General features: G+C 64.6%; 1 protein-coding gene. It reads left to right on the top strand.

The window, feature by feature from the left end; translation table 11 throughout:
- On the top strand, nt 1–192 hold a 192-nt coding region (locus tag BN358_RS23425), incomplete at its 5' end, for a rhodanese-like domain-containing protein (RefSeq protein ID WP_255346893.1).
- Between the last annotated feature and the right edge of the window lie 209 nt (nt 193–401).

Genomic DNA, 401 nt, shown 5'->3' with positions numbered 1-401 from the left:
CGCGGAACGGTCGACGGCGCGGTGAACATCCCGGTGGATGACCTGCGGGCCCGACTGGACGAGGTGGCTGACGACGTGATCGTGCACTGCCAGGTGGGCCTGCGCGGCTATCTGGCCGCACGAACTCTGGCCCAGCATGGCCGCCACGTGCGCAATCTGGATGGTGGATATCGCACCTGGGCACGCATTTAGCCCGCCCGGGGGGACCCAAACACGCCGAAGGTGTATGAGTCTGTACGAACTCGGTGGACTGAGCCCGTTTTTGCCCATGTCGGAAAGCGGTTCACTAGGTAGCGCAGGCACGGACACCAGGGCTGGGGGGCGCTGGTTTCACCCGGTCAGCTTCAGAGGGGACATGCGGTCATGGCGGTGATCGCGGTCAGACGTTGGTGTGGTGAAAC

The organism is Sedimentibacter sp. B4 (genome assembly GCF_000309315.1).
In the GTDB taxonomy this organism is placed as follows: domain Bacteria; phylum Bacillota; class Clostridia; order Tissierellales; family Sedimentibacteraceae; genus Sedimentibacter; species Sedimentibacter saalensis.
Note: the sequence above shows the minus strand (reverse complement) of the source record. Positions and strands in the feature narration are given on the sequence as shown.